Origin of the sequence: Nocardioides guangzhouensis (assembly GCF_004519545.1) — a bacterium.
Lineage (GTDB): Bacteria > Actinomycetota > Actinomycetes > Propionibacteriales > Nocardioidaceae > Nocardioides > Nocardioides guangzhouensis.
Genome location: NZ_SDKM01000007.1, coordinates 89,193 through 109,599 on the forward strand (window position 1 = coordinate 89,193; position 20,407 = coordinate 109,599).

Annotated in this window: 21 protein-coding genes; 7 read left to right on the forward strand and 14 right to left on the reverse strand. The window is 71.9% G+C overall.

The genetic code is table 11. The features are described 5' to 3' along the window. The 5 genes from EKO23_RS06540 to EKO23_RS06560 all read left to right on the forward strand — a co-directional run bounded on the left by EKO23_RS06540 (position 1) and on the right by EKO23_RS06560 (position 3,913). The gene (locus EKO23_RS06540; RefSeq protein WP_134715405.1) at positions 1-459 is read left to right on the forward strand and encodes a RidA family protein; all 459 of its coding nucleotides are present in this window, start codon (positions 1-3) and stop codon (positions 457-459) included. Beyond that, entirely contained in the window at positions 459-1,319 is an 861-nt protein-coding gene (locus EKO23_RS06545; RefSeq protein WP_134715408.1) for an NUDIX hydrolase, read from the forward strand. The genes EKO23_RS06540 and EKO23_RS06545 overlap by 1 nt, the downstream gene beginning before the upstream one ends. Further along, on the forward strand, positions 1,316-2,170 hold the full coding sequence (locus EKO23_RS06550) for an MBL fold metallo-hydrolase (protein WP_134715411.1): 855 nt from the start codon (positions 1,316-1,318) through the stop codon (positions 2,168-2,170). Before EKO23_RS06545 ends, EKO23_RS06550 begins: the two co-directional genes overlap by 4 nt. Positions 2,171-2,254: 84 nt before the next feature. Continuing rightward, a complete protein-coding gene (gene nhaA, locus EKO23_RS06555; protein WP_134715414.1) occupies positions 2,255-3,463 on the forward strand; it encodes a Na+/H+ antiporter NhaA in 1,209 nt (402 codons plus the stop codon). 42 nt (positions 3,464-3,505) lie between these two features. Continuing rightward, positions 3,506-3,913, forward strand: coding sequence for a phage holin family protein (locus EKO23_RS06560; RefSeq protein ID WP_134715417.1), 408 nt, complete (start codon positions 3,506-3,508; stop codon positions 3,911-3,913). An 81-nt stretch (positions 3,914-3,994) separates the two neighbouring features. Here EKO23_RS06560 and EKO23_RS06565 read toward each other — a convergent pair whose 3' ends face one another. From EKO23_RS06565 to nth, 4 genes are read right to left on the reverse strand one after another with little or no spacing between them, the layout of a single operon-like run. Further along, entirely contained in the window at positions 3,995-5,170 is a 1,176-nt protein-coding gene (locus EKO23_RS06565; protein ID WP_134715420.1) for a MarP family serine protease, read from the reverse strand. Further along, complete coding sequence (locus EKO23_RS06570) at positions 5,167-5,901, reverse strand: NUDIX hydrolase (RefSeq protein ID WP_246050937.1); 735 nt, start codon at positions 5,899-5,901, stop codon at positions 5,167-5,169. The genes EKO23_RS06565 and EKO23_RS06570 overlap by 4 nt, the downstream gene beginning before the upstream one ends. Continuing rightward, positions 5,898-6,521: a TlpA family protein disulfide reductase gene (locus tag EKO23_RS06575; protein WP_134715422.1), complete on the reverse strand. Its 624-nt coding sequence runs from the start codon at positions 6,519-6,521 to the stop codon at positions 5,898-5,900. Before EKO23_RS06575 ends, EKO23_RS06570 begins: the two co-directional genes overlap by 4 nt. Positions 6,522-6,531: 10 nt before the next feature. Continuing rightward, complete coding sequence (gene nth, locus EKO23_RS06580; protein ID WP_217702506.1) at positions 6,532-7,224, reverse strand: endonuclease III; 693 nt, start codon at positions 7,222-7,224, stop codon at positions 6,532-6,534. Positions 7,225-7,365: 141 nt separating this feature from the next. On the opposite strand from nth, the gene EKO23_RS06585 reads away from it, so the two are divergent. After that, complete coding sequence (locus EKO23_RS06585; RefSeq protein ID WP_134715426.1) at positions 7,366-8,043, forward strand: Crp/Fnr family transcriptional regulator; 678 nt, start codon at positions 7,366-7,368, stop codon at positions 8,041-8,043. Between the two features lie 229 nt (positions 8,044-8,272). On the opposite strand, the gene EKO23_RS06590 is transcribed toward EKO23_RS06585, so the two are convergent. The 10 genes from EKO23_RS06590 to EKO23_RS06635 all read right to left on the reverse strand — a co-directional run bounded on the left by EKO23_RS06590 (position 8,273) and on the right by EKO23_RS06635 (position 19,394). Continuing rightward, complete coding sequence (locus EKO23_RS06590; RefSeq protein ID WP_134715428.1) at positions 8,273-9,394, reverse strand: DUF559 domain-containing protein; 1,122 nt, start codon at positions 9,392-9,394, stop codon at positions 8,273-8,275. 97 nt (positions 9,395-9,491) lie between these two features. Then, positions 9,492-11,429: an acetate--CoA ligase gene (gene acs, locus EKO23_RS06595; protein ID WP_134715530.1), complete on the reverse strand. Its 1,938-nt coding sequence runs from the start codon at positions 11,427-11,429 to the stop codon at positions 9,492-9,494. Between the two features lie 272 nt (positions 11,430-11,701). Beyond that, a complete protein-coding gene (locus EKO23_RS06600) occupies positions 11,702-13,333 on the reverse strand; it encodes a solute symporter family protein (protein ID WP_134715532.1) in 1,632 nt (543 codons plus the stop codon). Positions 13,334-13,362: 29 nt separating this feature from the next. Further along, positions 13,363-13,710: a DUF485 domain-containing protein gene (locus EKO23_RS06605; protein ID WP_134715430.1), complete on the reverse strand. Its 348-nt coding sequence runs from the start codon at positions 13,708-13,710 to the stop codon at positions 13,363-13,365. A gap of 177 nt (positions 13,711-13,887) precedes the next feature. Further along, positions 13,888-15,393, reverse strand: coding sequence for a sodium/solute symporter (locus EKO23_RS06610; RefSeq protein WP_167880348.1), 1,506 nt, complete (start codon positions 15,391-15,393; stop codon positions 13,888-13,890). Next, positions 15,390-15,785: a hypothetical protein gene (locus EKO23_RS06615; protein WP_167880349.1), complete on the reverse strand. Its 396-nt coding sequence runs from the start codon at positions 15,783-15,785 to the stop codon at positions 15,390-15,392. Before EKO23_RS06615 ends, EKO23_RS06610 begins: the two co-directional genes overlap by 4 nt. Before the next feature lie 29 nt (positions 15,786-15,814). Then, positions 15,815-16,555: a LytR/AlgR family response regulator transcription factor gene (locus tag EKO23_RS06620; RefSeq protein ID WP_134715434.1), complete on the reverse strand. Its 741-nt coding sequence runs from the start codon at positions 16,553-16,555 to the stop codon at positions 15,815-15,817. Between the two features lie 49 nt (positions 16,556-16,604). Continuing rightward, positions 16,605-17,735: a sensor histidine kinase gene (locus EKO23_RS06625; RefSeq protein ID WP_134715436.1), complete on the reverse strand. Its 1,131-nt coding sequence runs from the start codon at positions 17,733-17,735 to the stop codon at positions 16,605-16,607. A 64-nt stretch (positions 17,736-17,799) separates the two neighbouring features. After that, positions 17,800-18,510, reverse strand: coding sequence for a hypothetical protein (locus EKO23_RS06630; protein ID WP_134715438.1), 711 nt, complete (start codon positions 18,508-18,510; stop codon positions 17,800-17,802). A gap of 95 nt (positions 18,511-18,605) precedes the next feature. Further along, positions 18,606-19,394, reverse strand: coding sequence for a class I SAM-dependent methyltransferase (locus EKO23_RS06635; RefSeq protein ID WP_134715440.1), 789 nt, complete (start codon positions 19,392-19,394; stop codon positions 18,606-18,608). Between the two features lie 66 nt (positions 19,395-19,460). Here EKO23_RS06635 and EKO23_RS06640 point away from each other — a divergent pair, with 66 nt between their 5' ends. Continuing rightward, the gene (locus EKO23_RS06640) at positions 19,461-20,210 is read left to right on the forward strand and encodes a Fic family protein (RefSeq protein ID WP_134715442.1); all 750 of its coding nucleotides are present in this window, start codon (positions 19,461-19,463) and stop codon (positions 20,208-20,210) included. Positions 20,211-20,407 lie beyond the last annotated feature (197 nt).

Below are 20,407 nucleotides of genomic sequence, written 5' to 3' on the forward strand. Positions count from 1 at the left end.
ATGAGCAAGGTCGAGGATGCCCTGGCCGAGCTGGGACTGCAGGTCCCCGAGGTCGCCAAGCCGGTCGCGGTCTACATCCCCGCCGTGCGAAGCGGCAACCACATCTTCACCTCCGGTCAGCTGCCCATGCGCTCGGGAGAGCTGATGGTGACCGGCAAGGTCGGCGGCGAGGTCAGCGAGGAGGAGGCCGTCGCCTGTGCCCGGCAGTGCGCCCTCAACGCGATCGCCGCGGTCAAGGCCGAGATCGGTGACCTCGACCTGGTCAAGCGCGTGGTCAAGGTGGTCGCGTTCGTGGCCTCCACGCCGGACTTCACCGGCCAGCCTCGGGTCGCCAACGGCGCCTCCGAGCTGTTCGGCCAGGCCTTCGGCGACGCGGGCGTGCACGCCCGGTCCGCGGTCGGCGTACCCGTCCTGCCGCTGGACTCGCCGGTCGAGGTCGAGATCGTCGTCGAGGTCTGATGCGCTCGCTGCCGCTCCCGGCCGCGCTCGTCGAGCAGGCCCGGGCGTACGCCGCCGGGTCGGCCACCCCGGCCGAGCCGCGCAACGCGGCGACCGTGGTGCTGCTCCGGCCGGGTCCCGCGGGGCGTGGCCCGCAGGTCTACCTGCTCCAGCGGCAGACCTCGATGGCCTTCGCCGGCGGCATGTGCGTCTTCCCGGGCGGCGGCGTCGACCCGCGGGACTTCGACACCGAGGTGGCCTGGGCCGGCCCGGACGCGGCGACCTGGGCGTACCGGCTGGGCACCGACGAGGCGACAGCACGGGCGCTCGTGTGCGCCGCGGTTCGCGAGACCTTCGAGGAGTCCGGGGTGCTCCTGGCCGGTGAGCACGCCGACGACGTCGTCGCCGACACCACCGGGGAAGACTGGGAGGCCGACCGGGTGGCGCTCGAGGGCCGCGAGCTCTCGCTGACCGAGTTCCTCAACCGGCGCGGGCTCGTGCTGCGCACCGACCTGCTCGGTGCGTGGGCCGGCTGGCTCACCCCGGTCTTCGAGCCACGCCGCTACCGCACCTGGTTCTTCGTCGCGGACCTGCCCGAGGGGCAGCGCGCGCGCGACGTCTCGTCGGAGTCCTCGCGGGTCACCTGGCTGCCCGCGGCGGACGCCGTCGCCGCGGTCGACGAGGAGCGGATGCTCATGCTGCCGCCGACCTACCTCACCTGCCTCGAGCTCAGCGAGCACACGGGCCCGGGCGAGGTGCTCGAGTCCGCGGCTGCACGCACGGTGGAGATGTTCACGCCCGAGGTGGTCGGCGACGGCGACCAGTTCACGCTGTCGCGACCGCCGCACCTCGAGCCCCTCCTCGCGAGGCACCTCGGATGACCTGGGCGGGGGGCCGGTTCGGCACCGGGGCGGAGTGCGTGCTCGCCCCGAACGCCAACCTGATGACACTCGACGGCACCAACACCTGGGTGCTGCGCGACCCCGCCTCCGACCGCTCGGTGGTGGTCGACCCGGGCCCCCTGGACGACGGGCACCTCGCCGCGGTGGCGGACGTGGCCGGCGACGTGCAGGCGGTGCTGCTGACCCACCACCACCTCGACCACTCCGAGGCGTCCCGGGCGTTCGCCGAGCGGGTCGGGTGCGGCGTGCGCGCGCTGGACCCGGCGTACCGGCTCGGCGACGAGGGCCTCGGCGAGGGCGACGTGGTCGCGGTCGGGGACCTCGAGGTGCACGTGATCGCGACCCCCGGGCACACCTCCGACTCCCTGTCCTTCCTGGTGCCCGCCGACCGTGCGGTCCTCACCGGCGACACCGTGCTCGGCCGCGGCACCACCGTGGTCGCGCACCCCGACGGACAGCTCGGCGCCTACCTCCACTCCCTGGACCGGCTGCACCGGCTGGCCGAGGCGCACGAGATCGGGACCATCTGGCCCGGCCACGGGCCGGTGATCGACGAGGCGCTGCCGGCGCTCGACTTCTACCTCGCCCACCGCGCCGAGCGGCTCGCCCAGGTCGAGCAGGCCGTGCTGGCGCTCGCCGGCGAGGACACCCTGGCTGCCGCGATGCGCCACCTCGACCTCGAGGCCGGCACGGGTGCGTCGCTCACGCCCCGCACCGTGGTGGAGCGGGTGTACGCCGACGTGGATCCGGTGCTGTGGGGTGCCGCGGAGCTGTCCGTCCGGGCCCAGCTGGCGCACCTCGCCCAGCGGGACCGCGACGCCGCTCGGTAGGATCGGCCGCGGTGTGCCGGGAAGTCTGGTCGGCCCGCTCCGGCGGCAGTCCGCTCCGCGACCCCAGACGAGGACCCTGATCCCATGCCCCGCCTCCGGTTCCTGCCCGACCCGACCCGGCTCGAGGGCACCTTCGTCGCGGAGTACCTCCGTCGCGAGACCGTCGGCGGCGCGATCGCGCTGCTGGCCGCGGCCGTCGCCGTGCTCTGGGCGAACTCCCCGGCCGTGGACTCCTACGAGGCGCTCGCGCACTTCGAGATCGGACCGCTGGACGTCGAGCACTGGGCCGCCGACGGCGCGCTGACGCTGTTCTTCTTCGTGGCCGGGCTGGAGCTGAAGCGCGAGTTCCTGGTCGGCTCCCTCAGCAAGCCGTCGGACGCGGTGGTGCCGGTGGTCGCGGCGGCCTGCGGCGTCGCCGTACCGGCGGTGATCTACGCCGTCGTCAACCTGCTCGGCGGCGGGCCGCTGAAGGGCTGGGCGATCCCGTCCGCCACCGACATCGCGTTCGCACTCGCGGTGCTGGCCGTGGTGGGCTCCGCACTGCCGGCCCAGCTGCGGGCGTTCCTGCTGACCCTGGCGGTCGTCGACGACCTCATCGTCATCGTGATCATCGCGGCGTTCTACTCCACCGAGCTGCACTGGGGCTCGCTCGCGGTCGCCGTCCTCTGCTGCGCGGCGTACGCCGCCCTGCAGCACCTCCGCGTGGACCGGCTGGTGGTCTACCTGCCGGTCGTGGTCGCGGCGTGGTGGTTCACCCACGAGAGCGGCATCCACGCGACCATCGCCGGCGTGGCACTCGGCCTGCTCACCCGGGTACGCCAGGACCCGGACGAGGACCGCAGCCCCGCGGAGGTGCTCGAGCACCGGCTGGTGCCGATCTCCGCCGGCGTGGCGGTGCCGTTCTTCGCGCTGATGTCGGCCGGGGTCGTGTTCGGTGGCACCGGGGGCCTGCTCACCGATCCCGTGGTCATCGGGGTGGTGCTCGGTCTGGTGATCGGCAAGCCGCTCGGCGTGTTCGGCGGGTCCTGGCTGCTGTGCCGGCTGACCCGCGCCGAGATCGACCCCGACGTGCACTGGAAGGACGTGTTCGGGGTGGCCGTGCTGGCCGGCGTCGGGTTCACGGTCTCGCTGCTGGTCTCGGAGCTGTCGTTCGAGGGCGCCGAGCTCGAGGCCGCGAAGACCGCCGTGCTGCTGGCGTCCCTGATCGCGGCGCTGCTCGCCGCGGCACTGCTCGGCCGCCGCAACCGGCTGCACAGGGGACGGTCGCCGCAGACCGGTCCCTACGCCGGGTAGAGTCCGGATCGCCCGTCCGAACGACCAGTGGGAGCGAGCCGCATGTCCGACCTGCCGCAGCCTGACGAGCCGACCATCGGCCGGCTGGTCCACGATGCCAGCCGTGACATCTCGGCCCTGGTCAAGAAGGAGATCGAGCTCGCCAAGTCCGAGCTCAAGGTCAGCTTCCAGGCGGGCGGCACCGGCATCGGGCTGTTCGCGGTGGCGGCGTTCCTGGTGCTGCTGTCGATCGTGATGTTCTCGTTCTTCCTCGCCTACCTCATCCACTGGAACGGCGACGGGCTGGCGCTGCAGTGGGCCTACCTGATCGTGTTCGGCTTCTACGTGCTCGTCGCCGTCATCCTGGCGCTGCTCGGGGTGCGCTCGGTGAAGAGGGTGCGCGGCCCGGAGCGGGCGATCGCCCAGGCGCAGGAGGCCAAGGCCGCGATCGGTCGACGCTCGCCGCGCTGACCCGGCTGCTGGCGTCGCCGTACGGCGTCCGGGCCCGGCCAGGTCGCACGGGTCGGCCCGCCATGCCGGACGGCTCGTGGGTCAGCTGGCGCAGTCGCCGGTGCCCACGCCCCGTGTCGACTGCAGCCCGTCCGCCGCGGCCTGCCGGACCTGGTCGGCGGTGAGCGCGTAGCCGGTCTCGCTGTCGGTCACCGACGCCGCGAACACCACCCCTGTGACGTCGCCGGCCGAGGAGACCAGCGGGCCGCCGGAGTTGCCGGGACGGATCAGGCCGCGCAACGAGAACACCTCGCGGATCACCGAGCCGTTGCCGTAGATGTCGGGGGAGCGGAGCCGCTGCTGGGCCCGGATCCGGACCGCCTGCGCGTCGTACGGGCCGTCCTGCGGGTAGCCCAGTGCGGCGGCGTTGTCACCCGGCTTGGCGTTCAGGTCGAAGGACAGGTGCGGCCGCTCGATGCCGTTGACCGCGAGCACCGCCACGTCGAGGTCCTCGTTGTAGTAGACGACCGTCGCGTCGAGCTCGTCGTCGCCCACGACCACCTCGGGGTCGGAGACGCCCGCGACCACGTGGGCATTGGTCATCAGCCGGCCGTCGGCGTAGAGGAAGCCGGTGCCCTCGACGCCACGCCCGCACTTGTTGTCGCCGTGGATCTTGAGGACGCTGGCCTGTGCGTCGACGACGTCGGGGTCGCGGAGGATCTTCGCGTCCGGCGGGGCGACCGAGACGATCCGCTCGGGGGCGAACGGCTCGAGGTAGCGCGGGAAGAACGTCGTGCCGACGACGTTGTTGAACGCCTGCAGTGCCTGCGCCGCGCTGTCGGGCATCGACTGGTTGACCTTGGCCAGCACCGTCGAGCTGCGCACCTGCGGGGTGAGTGGGCCGATGCGGGAGCCCGACACGGCGACGCCCAGGGCCCACGCCACGATCAGCACCGCGAGCCCGGACAGCACCGCGCCCCCGACCGCGTCGAGCGCGCGGGCGGGTTGCCAGGTGATCTGGTCGCGCACCTTCGCGCCGGCGTACTGGAAGAGGGCCTGGCCGAGGGTCGCGCTCAGGATCACGATGAACAGCGCCCCGAGCGAGACCCACAGGGACGGGTCGGCGTCGCCGAGCGCCCGCGGTGCCAGCCAGATGCCGAAGAAGCCACCGAGCAGGAGACCGATCGTCGCGAACGCGCCGGTGACGAACCCCTGCCAGTAGCCCGACAGGGCGTAGGTGATGACGAGCAGCACCAGCAGCCAGTCGAGGAGGTTCATTGCCCGGGACCCTCCTGGAAGCTCGTGTTCGGGGGCGGCATCGGCGGTAGGGGGGTGGGCTTGTTGCTGCCGAAGATCATGCGGTCCTCGAGCTCGAAGGTGACCTCCGGGTCCCAGTCCCTGGCCCAGCCGACGTACTCGAACAGGCGGGAGATGATACCCGCGGTGAACCCCCAGAGGACGACGTCACGGCCGGGTCCGATCAGGAATCCCGGGCCGACCCGGCCGAGCGGGTGCACGGTGGTCATCCGGTGCGCCGGGTCGAGGAGCTCCTCGATCGGCACCCGCAGCACCTGGTGCACCTCGTCGGGGTCGACGACGCTGACCGGTGTCTGCTCGCGCCACCAGCCGAGCACGGTGGTCACCGCGAAGTTGCTGGGCGGCAGCCACAGCTCGGGGAGGGTGCCGAAGACCTCGACACCGGCCGGGTCCAGACCGGTCTCCTCCTCCGCCTCGCGCAGCGCGGCGGCGACCGGGTCGACGTCGGTCGGGTCGATCGAGCCGCCGGGGAACGACACCTGTCCCGGGTGGGAGCGCATGTGGTGGGCACGCTCGGTGAGCAGCAGGTCGGGGCCGGCCGGGCCCTCGCCGAACAGCATGAGGACGGCGCCGTCCCGGGTCTCCGCGTCCTCCGGCGGGACGAAGCGGGAGAGCTCGTCGGCGGTGATCGTCTCCGCGGCCTTCCGGACCGGCTCCAGCCAGTCGGGCAGCACAGGTCGCCCGGCGCTCACAGGGTCACCCCCAGGTGCTCCTCGACGAGCCCCTCGAGCTGGTGGAGCGACTCGATGACCACGAACTCCTGGTGGACGACTCTGCCGTCCGCGTCGACCAGCGCCAGGAACGGCAGGCCCCGGAGCGTCGGGAACGGGGGGTTGTCGTCGAGGTGGATCGCGGGATCGGCAAGCTGCTCGTAGGTCACGCCCGACTTCTCGGCCAGCTGGAGCGCCTGCTTGGGCTGGGTGTCGTTGTAGTTGACGCCCAGCATCGCGACCTTCTCGCCGTACTTCTCGTGGAACTCCTGGAGGATCGGCAGCTCGCGGCGGCACGGGGTGCACCAGACCGCCCAGAGGTTGACGACCATCGGGCCGCGGAGGGTGGACAGGTCGACGTCGGGGCCGCCGCCGAGGCAGGGCAGGGTCAGGTCCGGCAGGCCGCCGTCGACGTGGCTCGCATCGCCCGGGGCGCAGTCGGCGATGCCGGCCTCGGCCTTGATCTCGCGCAGCTGGGGGGTGTCGACGTCGACCTTCGAGCCGATCTCGCGGGCCAGGTCGGTCGGGTCCTTCTCGGCCGCGGGGGCGCAGCCTGCGAGCAGGGCGGCCGCGAGCACGGCCACCAGGGTCCTTCGGATCATGCTTGCTGCCTCATGCCCGACCCTCGGTGCGAACCAGCGTGGCCGCCTTGGCGGGGTCGGTCGGGCCTTCGCCGTACGCCGGGCACCAGCGCGCCACGGGGCAGGCTCCGCAGGCGGGGTTGCGGGCGTGGCAGACCCGGCGGCCGTGCCAGATCAGGTGGTGGCTGAGCATCGTCCAGTCGCGCTTGGGGAACAGCGCGCCGATCTCGTGCTCGACCTTGACCGGGTCGCTCTCTTCGGTCCAGGCGAACCGGCGGGCGAGGCGGCCGACGTGGGTGTCGACCGTGACGCCCGGGATGCCGAACGCGTTGCCGAGGACCACGTTGGCGGTCTTGCGGCCGACGCCGGGCAGCTTGACCAGGTCGTCGAGGCGCGGCGGGACCTCGCCGTCATGACGCTCGACCAGCGCCTGCGACAGCTTGAGCAGGGACTCGGTCTTGGCGCGGAAGAAGCCGGTCGGCTGGATGATCTGCTCGACCTTCTCGCGCTCGGCGCCGGCCATCGCCCGGGCGTCGGGGTAGGCGGCGAACAGCGTCGGGCGGACCGCGTTGACCCGCTTGTCGGTGGTCTGGGCGCTGAGCACCGTGACCACGAGCAGCTCGAAGGGGTTGTCGAAGTCGAGCTCGCACCTCGCGTCGGGGTAGGTCTCCGCGAGCACGCGGTCGATCTTGCGCGCGCGGCGTACGAGTGAGGTGTCGGGCACCAGCACAGCCTACGTCCCGGTGGGGACAGCGGCCGCTTCGTCGCGGGCTGCCGGGGTCGGCGCGTGACATGGGACATCATGTGAGATGGAGCACGGATAGGATCACCCCCGGACCCGTGACGAACCACCTTGGAGGAACTCGTGGACAACGACGTGCTGCGTCAGGCGCCGCTCTTCTCGGCGCTCGACGACGAGGCGGCGACTGCCCTGCGCGCTTCGATGAGCGAGACCAAGCTGCGCCGGGGCGAAGTGCTGTTCCACGAGGGTGACTCCGGTGACCGCCTCTACGTGGTGCTGGACGGCAAGGTGAAGCTCGGCCGTACCTCCTCCGACGGCCGCGAGAACCTCCTCGCGATCCTCGGTCCCGGCCAGATGTTCGGCGAGCTGTCGCTGTTCGACCCGGGCCCGCGCTCCGCCACCGTCACCACCGTGACCGACGCGTCGTTCGCCTCGCTGTCGCACGAGGACCTCCTGCGCTGGCTCGACGGGCGACCGCAGGTCGCGCACGGGCTGCTCGCCCAGCTCGCCGGGCGGCTGCGCAAGGCCAACGACGTGGTCGCCGACCTGGTCTTCTCCGACGTGCCCGGCCGGGTCGCCAAGGCGCTGCTCGACCTCGCCGACCGGTTCGGCCGCACCGCCGACGACGGCGTCCACGTGCACCACGACCTCACTCAGGAGGAGCTCGCCCAGCTGGTCGGCGCCTCTCGCGAGACCGTCAACAAGGCGCTCGCCGACTTCGCCTCCCGCGGCTGGCTGCGCCTCGAGCCCCGCTCGGTCGTGATCATGGAGATCGACCGGCTCTCCCGCCGCGCCCGCTGACCGTTTCTGGTCTGGTTCGGCCCGCTGCCCGGTTGGGTGGCGGGCCGTCCTGTTGCGGGGCTGCAACTGCAGCCTTGCGACGGGGCTGGCCGACTCGGAACTGTCATGCGCCTGCAATTGCAGCCTTGCGACACATCCAGGTGGCCGAAATCTGTCATGCGGCTGCAATTGCGTTCGTACGGCGAGCAGCCAACGGTCTGACTGGGTGCGACGGAACCGCCCAGTCGGGTCAGGCCGTGAAGTGCGCCGTCCAGGCCGGGTCGACCGGCGGCACGTGACCGTAGCCACGCAGGATGAGGTTTCGTCGGACCCGCGCCAAGGTCCGGTCAGGCTCCCGGTAGATCCCGTCGGAGGTCACGATGAGGATCTTCCACTCGCCGTCGTCGAGCTCCTCGCGCCGGGCAAGATCGGAGGTCCACTGCTTCTCGCGCTCGATGTGATGGCGGCCGTCGTACTCGATGACGAGCTTGATGTGGGGATAGCTGAGGTCGAACCGGCGACGCACCCTGCCCCTGCTGTCCAGGAGCTGGTGGTTGACCTTCGGCTCGGGGAGTCCGGCCAGCACGATCAGCATCCGCAGCCGCGACTCCATCGGGGAGTCGACACCGTCGCGGACGTAGGAAGCACCCAGGCGTGCGAGGCCGGCGTAGTAGTCGGTGCTCTCGCGGCAGTACGCCTCCATCTCGGCCGCCGTCACGCCCAGGACCCTGACCATGGCGTCGCCGAGGACGACCAGGTCGACGAGTGACAGCCAGCCAGCGAGGTCGACGAACGTGCGGAGTGGGTGGGTGACCCGGAGGCCACGGTGACGCACGACAGGGAGTGGGCGTTCGGTGACGTGGGACTTGATCCCCGACCGGTATCGGCGCTCGTCGGGAGCCAGAACTGTCACGTGCTCGAAAGGGTGCTCCGGGACTGACAGGCCGAACAGTCGGGCGGCACTGAAGTGGCTCGCGCACGCCGTCGGCGGATGGATGTGGAGGGCGCCTCGGATCGGCGTCTCGTCAGTCCACGCATCACGGTGGATCCACACGTCGCGGAAGATGCGCCGGTAGAGCGATGTGCGGAGGATGCGTGGGTCCACGCCCGCACGCACCGCGTCGGCACGCGTGAACGGGCGCTTCTCGTCGAAAGCGTCGTCTGTCATGCCGGCAAGGGTGCGCCACGGTGGGGCCACCTTGCTTGACTCATCCACAGGCCCGTCGTTCGCCCGCAATTGCAGCCGCGTTGCATCCGGGGAGAGCGGGCGATCCGTCGTACGGCCGCAATTGCCCCGGTATGACAGTTCCTGGGCGTGGAAACATGTCATGCGGCGGCAATTGCGGCCCCATGACAGTTCCGGGGTGAGCACGCCATGCAATACGGCTGCAATTGCAGCCGCATGGCAGTCGCAGGAAAGACAGCAGGGCCGCGACCGCACGGGGCAGTCGCGGCCCTGGCCGATCGAGTCAGTCCTCCGACTTGCCGCTCGAGAGGCCCTTGCTGATCAGGTCCATCACGGAACCGTCGGCGAGGGTGGTGACGTCGCCGACCTCGCGGTTCTCGGCGACGTCGCGGAGCAGGCGGCGCATGATCTTGCCGGAGCGGGTCTTGGGGAGCTCGGGCACGATCATGATCTGGCGCGGGGTGGCGATCGGGCCGATCTCCTTGCGGACGTGCTTGCGCAGCTCGGCGACGATGTCGTCGCCGCCGTCGCCGGCCTCGTCGCGAAGGATCACGAACGCGCAGACCGCCTGGCCGGTGTCCTCGTCCTTGGCGCCGACGACCGCGGCCTCCGCGACCTTCGGGTGGGACACGAGTGCCGACTCGATCTCGGTGGTGGAGAGCCGGTGGCCGGAGACGTTCATGACGTCGTCGACGCGGCCGAGCACCCAGAGGTCGCCGTCCTCGTCCTTCTTGGCGCCGTCGCCGGCGAAGTAGAAGCCCTGGTCCTGGTACTTCGCCCAGTAGGTGTCGACGAACCGGTCGTCGTCGCCCCAGATCGTGCGCAGCATCGACGGCCACGGCGCGGTGAGCACGAGGTACCCGCCGGAGCCGTTGGGCACCGACTCGCCCTCCTCGGTGACCACGTCGGCGGAGATGCCGGGGATCGGGATCATCGCCGAGCCGGGCTTGCCGGCGGTGACGCCGGGCAGCGGGCTGATCATGATCATCCCGGTCTCGGTCTGCCACCAGGTGTCGACCACGGGGGTGCGGTCGCCGCCGATGACCTGGCGGTACCAGACGTAGGCCTCCGGGTTGATCGGCTCACCGACCGAGCCGAGGATCCGCAGCGACGACATGTCGTGCTTGTCGGGGATCTCGCGGCCCTGCTTCATGAACGAGCGGATCGCGGTCGGCGCGGTGTAGAGGATCGTCACCTTGTGCTGCTCGACGATCTTCCACCAGCGGCCGCGCTCCGGGCTGTCCGGCGTGCCCTCGTACAGCACCTGCGTGACGCCGTTCGCGAGCGGCCCGTAGACGAGGTAGCTGTGGCCGGTCACCCAGCCGATGTCGGCGGTGCACCAGTAGACGTCGTCGTCCTTGAGGTCGAAGACCGCCCAGTGCGTGTACGACGCGCCGGTGAGGTAGCCGCCGGTGGTGTGCAGGATGCCCTTGGGCTTCCCGGTGGTGCCCGAGGTGTACATGACGTAGAGCGGGTGCTCGGCGTCGAACGCCTCCGGGGTGTGCTCGTTCGACGCCTGCCCGACGGCGTCGTCCCACCACACGTCGACGGAGTCGTCCCAGTCGACGTCCTGTCCGGTGCGCTTGACCACCAGCACCTTCTCGACGACGGGGGCCTTCTTGCGGGCCTCGTCGACGGCCGGCTTGAGCGCGGACGGCGCGCCCCTGCGGTAGCCGCCGTCGGAGGTGACCACGACCCTGGCCTGGCAGTCGTCGAGCCGGGAGGCGAGGGCGTCGGAGGAGAAGCCGCCGAACACGACCGTGTGCGGGGCGCCGATCCGGGCGCAGGCCAGCATCGCGACCACGGCCTCCGGGATCATGGGCATGTAGATCGCGACCCGGTCGCCGGTGCGGACGCCGAGGTCGGTGAGCGCGTTGGCGGCGCGGGAGACCTCGTCCTTCAGCTCGGCGTACGTGATCGAGCGGGTGTCGTCCTCGGGCTCGCCCACCCAGTGGATCGCGACCTTGTCGCCGCGGCCGGCCTCGACGTGCCGGTCCACGCAGTTGTACGACGCGTTGATGCGGCCGCCGACGAACCACTTCGCGAACGGAGGGTTGTCCCAGTCGAGGACCCGGTCCCACTTCGTGTCCCAGTCCAGCCGCTCGGCCTGCTCGGCCCAGAACGCCTCGCGGTCCGCCGCGGCCCGGGAGTACGCGTCCTCCTTCAGGTTCGCGTTCGCCGCGATGTCGGCCGGGGGCTCGAACCGGCGGTTCTCGTGCATGAGGTTCGACAGGGTCTCGTTCTGCTCCGTCACGATCTCTCCTGAACTCGATGGCTGGCGGTCCCGCCTCCGGGAACACTCGCCAGCCTAGGGTGGAAATCCCCCGGCGACGAGGGTGCGGACGCCGCCGGGGGAAGTCTGTGCGGCGCGCCGTTGCGACCGCGTTGCCGCTCGCCACGGATGGGCTCGGTGGCCGGCACAGGATGTGCCGACTCGCCTCGGGTGAGGCTCGGTGACCCGGCACAGGATGTGCCGGGTCACCGTGGTGGGGATCAGTGCTGGACCGCGCTCTCGGCGCCGGCGCCGGTCAGCGCACGCACCTCCAGCTCGGTGTAGCGCTCCTCGGCGTCCGGCTCCCGGGACGTGATCGTGCCGAGGTAGCCGAGCAGGAAGCCGAGCGGGATCGACACGATGCCCGGGTTCTCCAGCGGGAACCACGAGATGTCGATGTCGGCCGGCAGCAGGGACAGGTTCTTCCCGGTGACCGGGTCGATGCCCTTGCCGGAGACCACCGGCGAGAAGAACACCAGGCCGACCGCCGAGATCAGGCCGCCGTAGATGCTCCAGACCGCGCCGCGGGTGTTGAAGCGCCGCCAGAACATGTTGTAGACGATCGCCGGCAGGTTCGCCGAGGCCGCGACCGCGAACGCGAGCGCCACGAGGAAGGCGATGTTGAGCTTCTGTGCCGGGATCGCCAGCAGGATCGCGATCAGTCCGATCACGCCGGCCGCGATCCGGGCCACCCGGATCTCGTCGCGCTCGCTGGCCTTCCCCTTCTTCCAGACGCTGTTGTAGAGGTCGTGCGCCACGCTCGCGCTCGACGTAAGCGTCAGTCCGGCGACCACCGCCAGGATCGTTGCGAACGCCACCGCGGCGATCACCGCGAGCAGGATCGCACCGCCGGTCGAGCCGGCACCGCCGCCGACCTCCTCGGCCAGCTTCGGCGAGGCCAGGTTGCCGGCCGCGTCCAGGCTGCCGGTGTCGAGCAGCGCCGCGGCACCGAAGCCGAGCACCAGCGTGAACAGGTAGAAGGTGCCGATCAGCCCGATCGCCCACAGCACCGACTTCCGCGCGTCCCGCGAGGTCGGCACGGTGTAGAAGCGGATCAGGATGTGCGGCAGGCCGGCGGTGCCGAGCACCAGCGCGATGCCGAGCGACAGGAAGTCGATCTTCGACGTCGTGGTGGCGCCGTACTTCAGGCCGGGCTCGAGGAACGCACTGCCGTGGCCGCTGTTGCTGGCCGCGGTGCCGAGCAGGTCGGAGAGGTTGAAGTCGAACTTCGCGAGCACGAGGACGACGATCAGCGCCGAGCCGGCCATGAGCAGGACGGCCTTGACGATCTGCACCCAGGTGGTGCCCTTCATGCCACCGACGGTCACGTAGAACACCATGAGGATGCCGACCGCGAAGATCGTCACGTTGATCATCGCCTGGCTGTCGATGCCCAGCAGCAGCGCGACCAGGGCGCCGGCACCGACCATCTGCGCGAGCAGGTAGAAGATCGACACGACCACGGTGGAGGTGGCGGCCGCGGTGCGGACCGGGCGCTGCTTCATCCGGTAGGCCAGCTGGTCGGCCATGGTGTAGCGGCCGGAGTTGCGCAGCATCTCGGCGACCAGCAGCAGCGCGACCAGCCAGGCCACGAGGAAGCCGATCGAGTAGAGGAACCCGTCGTACCCCGAGAGCGCGATCGCGCCCGAGATGCCGAGGAACGACGCGGCGGACATGTAGTCGCCGCCGATGGCCAGGCCGTTCTGGAAGCCGGAGAACGAGCGGCCGCCGGCGTAGTAGTCGGCCGCCCCCTTGGTCTGGCGGCTGGCCCAGACGGTGATGCCGATGGTCAGGCCGACCACGGCGAGGAAGAGGATGGCGGTCAGGCCCTGGTGGTCGGTGCCCGCCGCCATCACGGACAGCTGGCTGGTGATCTGGCCGGTCACGACGCCTCCCCCCGTCCCTCGCGGTACTCCTCGTCGAGCTGGCGGGCCAGCGGGTCGAGGTTCTTGGTGGAGTACTTGCTGTACATCCACGCGATGAGGAACGTCGTGACGAACTGCAGCAGGCCGAAGACCAGGGCGACGTTGACGTTGCCCCACAGCTTCGTGCTCATGAAGTCCGGCGCCCACATCGACATCACGACGTACAGCAGGTACCAGCTCAGGAATGCCACGGTGGCGGGGAACGCGAAGCCGCGGTAGCGGCGCCGCAGCTCGGTGAACTCGGCGGTCTCGTGCAGCCGGTCGTAGACAGGATCGTGTCGTTGGGCCTGGTCGTGTGTGGTCACGGGGGCCGTCCCTTCGGTCGCCTCGGGTGCTGGAGCGGGTGTGATCGCGCTCACGCTGACAGGCGTACGTACCCCGATTGCAGGGGTGCGGGCGGGTACGTCGCCCGGCGGGGCGGGCGGGTCGGTGAACGGCACGATTCGTACGACGAACGGTCGGGCAAGGCGCCCCGGGACCGGTCAGCCGCGGTCGAGCGCGACCGCCTCGGGCGTGTGCAGGCGCACCATGAACCGCAGCACGTGCGGCGGCACCCGGCCGCGGGTGGCGCGGGAGACGACGACCATGGTGGCGAACGCCAGCGGCACCGACCAGGCGGCGGGCTGGCCGAGCAGCGCGGCGCCCCAGCCGAGGGTCTGCTCGTTGCCGAGCGCGTAGACCACCCCGGTGCCGGAGCCGAGGAACCCGACCGCCATCCCCGCCAGCGCGCCCACGTCGGTCAGGCCGCGCCACCAGATGCCGAGCACCAGCAGCGGGCAGAACGTCGACGCGGCCACCGCGAACGCCAGGCCCACCGCCCGGGCAACGCCGACGTTCGGCGCGGCCAGCGCGAGCAGCCCGGGGACCGCGACCGCGACCACCGCGCCCAGCCGGAACGCGGTGATGCCGGGGAGCCGGGCCCGGCCGAACACGTCCTGGGAGACCACGCCGGCCACCGCGATCGACAGGCCGGAGGAGGTGGAGAGGAACGCCGCGAAGGCGCCGGCGGTGACCAGCGCCGCAAGCAGGTCGCCGCCGGTGCCGGGCACCATCAGCTGCGGCAGCTCCAGCACCAGGACGTCGGGCCGCGCGTCGCCGCCGTACACACGGCCGAGGGCGCCGTACACAGGCGGCAGCAGGTAGAAGATCCCGAGCAGCCCGAGCACCACCATCGTGGTCCGGCGGGCGGCCCGGCCGTCGGGGTTCGTGTAGAAGCGGACCACCACGTGCGGGAGGCCCATGGTGCCCAGGAACGTCGCGACGATCAGCGAGTAGGTCAGGTAGAGGCCCTCGGCGCCGCCGCTGCCCAGCGGCAGCGACCACAGCGAGCCCTCGTCCCCGCCGCCGGCCGCGTCCGCCGGGTTGGGGGCGCCGTCGCCGACCCAGACCCCGAGCAGCACGATCGCCGGGATCAGCAGTGCGGTCAGCTTCAGCCAGTACTGGAAGGCCTGCACGAAGGTGATGCTCCGCATCCCGCCGGAGATCACGTTGACCAGCACCACGACGGCGACCACGACCGCGCCGAGCCACTGGGGCGCGCCGATCGCCGCCTCCATCACCAGGCCCGCGCCCTGGAACTGGGGGAGGAGGTACAGCCAGCCGATCGCGACCACCAGCAGCGACGACGCCGCCCGGACCCGAGGCGACGCGAGCCGGGCCTCGGCGAAGTCGGGCAGCGTGTAGGCGCCGGAGCGGCGCAGCGGGGCGGCCACCAGCACCAGCAGCACCAGGTAGCCGGCGGTCCAGCCGACGGGGTACCAGAGCATGTCGGCGCCGAAGACCAGCACCAGTCCGGCGACGCCGAGGAACGACGCGGCCGAGAGGTACTCCCCGCCGATCGCGGAGGCGTTCAGCGCTGGCCGGACCGTGCGGGAGGCGACGAAGAAGTCGCTGGTGGTGCGGCTGAACCGCAGCCCCCAGGTGCCGATCGCCAGCGTCGCGACGGTCACCAGGACCACCGCGACGACGCTCGGCGCCGAGCCGTTCACGGCTCGAGGCCCCCGCCCGGCCGCTCCGCGATCTCCACCAGCTCGGCGAAGTCGCCCTCGTTGCGCTCGGCCCGGCGCACGTAGAAGACGCCGAGACCCACCAGGAACGGGTAGACCAGCCCGCCGAGCACCAGCCAGGCCAGCGGCAGCCCGAGCACCCGCACGTCGGCCAGCCCGGGCGCCAGGTGGAAGGCGAGGGGTACGCCGGCGGCGAAGGCGGCCAGCGGCAGCAGCGTCACGAAGGCGAGGCGGAGCTGGCTGCGCAGCAGCGACCCGAGCAGCACCGACCCGAGCAGGGTCTGCTCGTCGATCTCGCTGGTGCGGGGACGGCGGGGGGCCGCGCGCCGGGCCGGCCCGGTGACCCGGACCCGCTCCGGTGGGCCCTCGGTCATGGCGGGGTCATGGCGGGGTCATGGCGGGCTCACCGCCGGCTCCGGGTCAGCAGCTCGCGCAGCTCCGGGGTGTGCCGGCGGCTCACCGTCAGGTCGGTGCCCCCGACGACGACCGTGCAGCGGCCGGACTCCATCCGCACCTCGTCGATGTGCGCGAGCGCGACCAGCAGGGAGCGGTGGATCCGGACGAACCCGGCCGGTCCCCAGTCCTGCTCGAGCTGGCTGAGCGGGGTGCGCAGCAGGTGCGACCCCTCCGCGGTGTGCAGGCGCGCGTAGTCGCCGTGCGCCTCGACGTAGGTGATGTCGGAGCGGTTGAGGAACCGGGTCACGCCGCCGCGCTCCACGGGCACCTGCTCGTCCTCGCCGCTGACGCCCTGTCCGGCGCCCTCGACCACGCGGCGTACCGCCTCGGCCAGGCGCTCGGCCCGGACCGGCTTGAGGACGTAGTCGACCGCCCGCAGCTCGAACGCGTCGACCGCGTGCTCCTCGTGCGCGGTGACGAAGACGACCGGCGGCGGGGTCCGGAACCGGGCCAGCACCTGCGCCAGCTCCAAGCCGCTCAGCCCGGGCATCTGCACGTCGAGGAAGATCGCGTCCACCTCGAGGTCCTGCAGGAGCCGCAGCGCCTCGGTGGCCGAGTCGCAGGTGAGCACGCCCTGCACCCGCGGGTCCCGCGACAGCAGCCAGGACAGCTCGTCGAGGGCCGGCCGCTCGTCGTCGATGACGAGGACGCGCAGTCCCTGCTGGCCGCTGCCGGTGGAGGTGCTCATGCGGGGTCCCTGCGACGGCGCGAGCGGAGCGAGTGGGGTCGTGGGGCGGTCATGCGTGGACTCCGGGGGCGAACTTGGGCACCCGCACGATCACCTTCGTGCCCGCGCCGGGGGCGGTCTCGACGACGAGGCCGTACTCGTCGCCGAACGTGGCGCGCAGCCGGGCGTCGACGTTGCCGAGCCCGATCGAGTCGTCGGAGCCGTCCGAGGCCCGCTCGCCGGCCAGCGCGCGGCGTACCTTCTCGGGGTCCTCGCCGGCGCCGTCGTCCTCGACCTCGATGACACAGGACTGGTCGGAGTCGCGGGCCACGATGGTGATGTGCCCGGATCCCTGGCCTGCCAGGCCGTGGCGCACGGCGTTCTCGACGAGGGGCTGGATGCACAGGAACGGTACGGCGACCGGGAGCACCTCCGGCGCGATCCGCAGCGTCACCGCCAGCCGGTCACCGAACCGGGCCTGCTCCAGAAGGAGGTAGCGCTCGACCGACCGGAGCTCCTCGGCGAGCGTCGTGAACTCGCCGTGCCGGCGGAAGGAGTAGCGGGTGAAGTCCGCGAACTCCAGCAGCAGGTCGCGGGCCCGGTCGGGATCCGTGCGGACGAACGACGCGATCGCGCCGAGCGAGTTGTAGATGAAGTGGGGGCTGATCTGCGCCCGCAACGCCCGCACCTCGGCCTCCATCAGCCGGGTCCGGGAGGCGTCCAGCTCGGCCAGCTCGAGCTGCCCCGACACCCACTGGGCGACCTCGTCGGCGGCGCGGACCAGGCCCGCGGTGGCGCCGTCGGTGAAGACCTGCAGGGTGCCGACGATCCGGTCGTCGACCACCAGCGGGCTGACCACCGCGTTGCGGACCTGGCAGCTGGCCACGATGCAGGCGAGCTCGTCGCGGTCCGCGACCCGGGTCGCGCCGCCCTCGACGGTGGCCTTGGCCAGCGCGAAGGTCTGCTCGGCATGGTGCCGGCCGCTGCCGTCCCAGGCCAGCAGCCCGGCGGTGTCGGTGAGCGCGATCGCGGGCGCCCCGAGCAGCTGGCGCAGGTGCTTGCTGCTGCGCTCGGCGCTGCCCGCGGTCAGGCCCTCGCGGAGCGCGGGGGAGGCGAGCGACGCGGTGTGCAGCGTGCGGAAGGTGGCGCGGTCGGCCTCCGTGCCGAGGTGCCGCCTGCGGCGGCGCCAGCCTGTCGCCATGCGCACAGACTAGGCAGTCGGGCACTCCCTGGTCAGGACCTGACGCATCGTCTGTCCTTGTCGGTCAGTCCTTGTTGGACACGCAGGCGTCCGCGAAGCCGACCTTCTTCATCGCCTTCTCACGGTCGGCGCCCTCCGTGTCACGCAGCACGAAGTAGCTGGAGACGCTGCTGCACAGGGAGAGCGTGGTCGGGTACGTGTCGGTCTTGCGCTGGTCCCACCCGAACGCGTAGCCGTCGGTGGCCAGCTTGAACCGATAGGCCCGGCGGGCCTGCTTCTGGGTGTCGCCGAGCTTCGCGACCTTCTTCGAGCCGCAGTCCGGCGTGATCCCCACGCCGACCGACCACGGCACGGCGACGCTGAACGTCGGGTTGTAGGAGCACTTGTAGCCGTAGAAGTAGCTGCGGTAGTTGACGGTGTTCGCCCGGTGGTACTTCTTCACTGCCGCGCCGTCGTCGCAGGACTTCTTGATCGTCACCTGCATCTTCGGGTTCACGATCCGCGGCGAGTGCAGCTGGTGGTAGGCGCCGCCCTCGATCGGGGTGACGGTCAGCGTGGCGCGCACCGTGGCGGTGACGTAGACGCCGAGGCACGCCTTGAACTGCGGCACCCAGGCCATGCGGTACGACGAGTACGCGCGGCTCTTGGTGTAGGACTGTCCGCCCAGGGCCGCGGGTTGCGCCTGTTCCGGGGCCGCGGCCTCGGCGACCGAGACGGTGCCGGCGGCGAGCAGGACGGTGGTGGCGAGGACGGTCGCGGCGACGCGGAAGCGCATGGTGGTTCCCCCGAGAGTGCGTGGCTGGTGCACGCAGGATCATCCGGCCGCGGCGGGCGTGTCAAGGCGCGGGTGCGTGCGTCAGCGTGCGCGCGTCAGCGGAAGTCGATCAGCAGCAGGTCGGAGTCGGAGGCGTCCTGCACCTCCGGGTCGACCACGACCGGCTCGAGGAGGTCGACCGGCTTCTCGTCGGCGACCGGCTTCCCGTGGTGGGCGCGGCCGTCGACGCCCTGCTCGCCGGGGTGCTCGTCGATGGAGTGCGGGGCCTGCCACGGGCGCTCGACGACGGTCGCCTTGTAGCAGCGGGCGACCCACGGCATCTGCATGCCGTCCGCCCCGCGGCCGTAGTCGGCGTACAGCGCGAGGGCCGCGGCCACCCGGCGGTCACACTCCTCCAGGGCGAGGCCGGAGAGCTCGGCGCGGACCAGCGTCTCCAGCGACTCGTGGTTGACCGGCTCCCACCACCGCCACGACTGCTCGCTGACGAAGCCGAAGTGCGGGCAGAGGACCAGCGGGGAGGCCGGCTCGTCGCCGGCCACCTCGGTGCCGAGGCAGCGGTCGAGCTTGCGGGCCCAGGGGATGCGCTGGTCGCGGTCGTTCCACACCAGGGCGAGGTGGCCACCGGGGCGGAGCACCCGGGCCACGTCGTCGAGGTCGTCGGGGAGGCCGCGGCTGGCGACCACCACGTCGACGGACCGGTCGGGGTAGGGGAGCCGCCCGCGCGTGGCCTGCGGGGTGGCCACGTCGTGGCCGGCCACGACCAGGGCGGCGGTCACCTCCGGGCTGCCGAGGGACACCACGGTGCGTGCACTGGCGCCGACCAGCCAGGCCACGGCCTCGGCGGGGAACGTGGGCCGGTCCTGCGGTGCCAGCGGGGTGTCCATTGCGTCGAGGCTACCTGCTGGGGTCGCGCGATCCGCGGCCATCCGCGCGTGCCATCCTTCCCTCCCATGAGCCCCGACTCCCGCGCCGACCAGAGCACCGACCCGCTCGGCCGGCTGGCCGCGCTCGAGGGCGTCCCGTCGGCGTACGCCGCGGCGCGCGACGGGGTCGACGCGCTGCTGCGCGACCGGGGCCTGCGGCGTACGTCGCCCGAGCAGACCGCGGAGTCCCTGCTGCTCGGCGCGTGGGCGTCCGCGCAGCTCGAGGGGTCCGCCTCGACGCTCGAGGAGGTCCGGGAGCGGGGCGGGGACGAGACCGCCCAGGCCGCGGTCCGGGTCTCCACCGAGATGCTCGCGCTGGTGCCGGCACTGTCGCGATCGCCGCTCCAGGCCTTCGCCCGGCTGCACGCGCTGGCCGGCACCGGGACGGTGCCCGATGACGAGCTGGGCCGGCCCCGTTCCGCGGCCGCCGCCGAGCGACTGCGCATGCTTGCCACCCGGCTCCTCGACGACACCGCGGCCCCGGCGATGCTGGTCGCCGCGGTGGTGCACGCCGAGCTCGCCGCGGGCGCGCCGTTCGCCTCGCACAACGGGATCGTGGCCCGGGCCGCCGAGCGCCTGGTGCTGGTGGCCCGCGGTGTCGACGAGAAGTCGCTGCTGGTGCCCGAGGAGGGGCACCGCCGGCTCCGGTCGGCGTACGAGTCGAACCTGCGGGCCTACGCGTCCGCGGCCGGCACGAGCGGGGTGCAGGCCTGGCTGCTCTACACCGCCGAGGCGTACACGCTGGCGGCGGAGGCGAGTCCGGCGCGGCCTTCGTGACGGTGTCGTGAGGCGGTTCGAGACGGGCCTCGTTCCTCCTCAACCACCGGGTCTTCGGTGGTTGAGGAGCGAGCGCCAGCGAGCGTCTCGAAACCAGACCCGAGCCTCCCGACACCACCCGGACATGCGAACGGCACCCGATCAAACGGATGTGTGGCTCGGGTGCCGCCGCTGACACGTGAAACCTGACGGCTACC